We start from the raw sequence: 2,148 nt of genomic DNA, 5'->3' as shown, positions 1-2,148 counted from the left end.
AAATGCATATGACACGCAACTCCTATCCTTTCTTGTTTCTCGACAATTCAAGTATAAAGGATAAAGGAGCTTGCGTGTTTTTTATGCGTGATAATTGTTTCAAAACCCCAACATTTATTGTAGAGCCAAAATCCTTAGCAGGTAGAAAAACATTCAAAGCTCGGAATAGAAAAATTACATTCCCACACCAAAAAACGTCTGCTGAAAATGCCAGTAGACGTTGATCCATAGTTAAATATATAAAATGGTAGCGGTGGCCGGGGTCGAACCGGCACTCCCGAAGGAACACGATTTTGAGTCGTGCGCGTCTGCCAATTCCGCCACACCGCCAACTATTGTAAATAAAATGGTGCCGAGGGCCGGACTTGAACCGGCACGGTTGTACACCAACCGCAGGATTTTAAGTCCTGTGTGTCTGCCAATTCCACCACCCCGGCACGTAACTAATGGAGGCGGCACCCGGATTTGAACCGGGGAATGAGGGTTTTGCAGACCCTTGCCTTACCACTTGGCTATGCCGCCCTGTTGTGCATCAAATATCTTTCCTTGAACAAGTATATGCACACAGAATTTAATTATGGAGCGGAAAACGGGATTCGAACCCGCGACCCCCACCTTGGCAAGGTGGTGCTCTACCACTGAGCTATTTCCGCATCTGGCTGGGCTAGCTGGATTCGAACCAGCGCATAACGGAGTCAAAGTCCGGTGCCTTACCGCTTGGCTATAGCCCAAAAAAATATATGTTAATATATGGGGCGGCTGATGGGAATCGAACCCACGAATGCCGGAACCACAATCCGGTGCGTTAACCACTTCGCCACAACCGCCATAAAGATAGAAATGGCAGGGGTAGTAGGACTCGAACCCACATCGGCGGTTTTGGAGACCGCTGTTCTAGCCTTTGAACTATACCCCTGAGTAATGGTGGAGGGGGACGGACTCGAACCGCCGAACCCAAAGGGAGCAGATTTACAGTCTGCCGCGTTTGGCCAACTTCGCTACCCCTCCGTACATTTTATTGTATTTTAAAAATGGTGCCGGCCAGAGGACTTGAACCCCCAACCTACTGATTACAAGTCAGTTGCTCTACCAATTGAGCTAGACCGGCATGAAATGGTGGCTCGAGACGGAATCGAACCGCCGACACGAGGATTTTCAGTCCACTGCTCTACCGACTGAGCTATCGAGCCTTATTAATTATAGTGATATTATAGATTACTTTAGGTGTTGATAAATCATGTACTGCTCATGATAACACATTTTAAATAAATTGCTAGATTTAATGTTAAATGGCGGGCCTGACGGGAATCGAACCCGCGATCTCCTGCGTGACAGGCAGGCATGTTAACCGCTACACCACAGGCCCACTTTGTAAGAATAAGCTGCGAATCTCTTCGTCATCTTCGTTCTTTCAGTCAGGTCACGTACTGAAGTACGCTCCTTCCTTCTCTCTCTTGGTTCCTCGACCTTCTTGCTTCTTCTTCCAAAGGTCTTGGTGTGCTGCGAATCTCTTCGTCATCTTCGTTCTTTAAGAAGTTAAATTGGTTGCGGGGGAAGGATTTGAACCTCCGACCTCCGGGTTATGAGCCCGACGAGCTACCAGACTGCTCTACCCCGCGATACTATAAAAATGATGGTGGAGGATGACAGGATCGAACTGCCGACCCCCTGCTTGTAAGGCAGGTGCTCTCCCAGCTGAGCTAATCCTCCAAAATTTGGTGACCCGTACGGGATTCGAACCCGTGTTACCGCCGTGAAAGGGCGGTGTCTTAACCACTTGACCAACGGGCCATAATGACTTAATGGCGGAGAGCGAGGGATTCGAACCCTCGAGACGGTTTAACACCGCCTACACGATTTCCAATCGTGCTCCTTCGGCCAGCTCGGACAGCTCTCCATGGCTCCACAGGCAGGATTCGAACCTGCGACCGATCGGTTAACAGCCGATAGCTCTACCACTGAGCTACTGTGGAATATCATTTTAAGATATTATTGTATAAATTTAAGATAAGTATGTAATATGCCCGGCAGCGTCCTACTTTCACAAAGGGTTGCCCCTTCATTATCATCAGCGCTGAAGAGCTTAACTTCCGTGTTCGGCATGGGAACGGGTGGGACCTCTTCGCTGTCGTCACCGGACAATGCGGC

1 protein-coding gene, 16 tRNA genes and 1 rRNA gene are annotated in these 2,148 nt (G+C 48.9%); 1 reads left to right on the top strand and 17 read right to left on the bottom strand.

Annotated features, from left to right (window positions below; genetic code table 11):
* The coding region (locus ACE4RR_RS21390; protein WP_375537445.1) for a hypothetical protein at window positions 1-224 on the top strand (224 nt) is incomplete at its 5' end.
* Between the two features lie 21 nt (window positions 225-245).
* Here the strand turns inward: ACE4RR_RS21390 and ACE4RR_RS21385 are convergent.
* From ACE4RR_RS21385 to rrf, 17 genes are all read right to left on the bottom strand, one after another.
* A tRNA-Leu gene (locus ACE4RR_RS21385) sits at window positions 246-330 on the bottom strand.
* Window positions 331-347: 17 nt separating this feature from the next.
* Window positions 348-437: transfer RNA gene (locus tag ACE4RR_RS21380), tRNA-Leu, on the bottom strand.
* A gap of 10 nt (window positions 438-447) precedes the next feature.
* Window positions 448-522: transfer RNA gene (locus ACE4RR_RS21375), tRNA-Cys, on the bottom strand.
* A gap of 56 nt (window positions 523-578) precedes the next feature.
* Window positions 579-653: transfer RNA gene (locus ACE4RR_RS21370), tRNA-Gly, on the bottom strand.
* Window positions 654-656: 3 nt separating this feature from the next.
* Window positions 657-731, bottom strand: a tRNA-Gln gene (locus ACE4RR_RS21365).
* A gap of 20 nt (window positions 732-751) precedes the next feature.
* A tRNA-His gene (locus ACE4RR_RS21360) sits at window positions 752-827 on the bottom strand.
* A gap of 14 nt (window positions 828-841) precedes the next feature.
* Window positions 842-916 (bottom strand) — tRNA-Trp (locus ACE4RR_RS21355).
* 6 nt (window positions 917-922) lie between these two features.
* Window positions 923-1,008 (bottom strand) — tRNA-Tyr (locus ACE4RR_RS21350).
* 24 nt (window positions 1,009-1,032) lie between these two features.
* Window positions 1,033-1,108 (bottom strand) — tRNA-Thr (locus ACE4RR_RS21345).
* 6 nt (window positions 1,109-1,114) lie between these two features.
* Window positions 1,115-1,190 (bottom strand) — tRNA-Phe (locus ACE4RR_RS21340).
* A 100-nt stretch (window positions 1,191-1,290) separates the two neighbouring features.
* Window positions 1,291-1,366 (bottom strand) — tRNA-Asp (locus ACE4RR_RS21335).
* 176 nt (window positions 1,367-1,542) lie between these two features.
* A tRNA-Met gene (locus ACE4RR_RS21330) sits at window positions 1,543-1,619 on the bottom strand.
* 15 nt (window positions 1,620-1,634) lie between these two features.
* Window positions 1,635-1,710: transfer RNA gene (locus ACE4RR_RS21325), tRNA-Val, on the bottom strand.
* A gap of 6 nt (window positions 1,711-1,716) precedes the next feature.
* Window positions 1,717-1,791, bottom strand: a tRNA-Glu gene (locus ACE4RR_RS21320).
* 12 nt (window positions 1,792-1,803) lie between these two features.
* A tRNA-Ser gene (locus ACE4RR_RS21315) sits at window positions 1,804-1,897 on the bottom strand.
* Between the two features lies 1 nt (window position 1,898).
* Window positions 1,899-1,973: transfer RNA gene (locus ACE4RR_RS21310), tRNA-Asn, on the bottom strand.
* Between the two features lie 49 nt (window positions 1,974-2,022).
* Window positions 2,023-2,139, bottom strand: a 5S ribosomal RNA gene (gene rrf, locus ACE4RR_RS21305).
* Window positions 2,140-2,148 lie beyond the last annotated feature (9 nt).

Origin of the sequence: Alteribacillus sp. HJP-4 (assembly GCF_042139015.1) — a bacterium.
In the GTDB taxonomy this organism is placed as follows: Bacteria; Bacillota; Bacilli; order Bacillales; family Marinococcaceae; genus JBHIKY01.
This window is presented reverse-complemented; position numbering and strand designations above follow the sequence as displayed.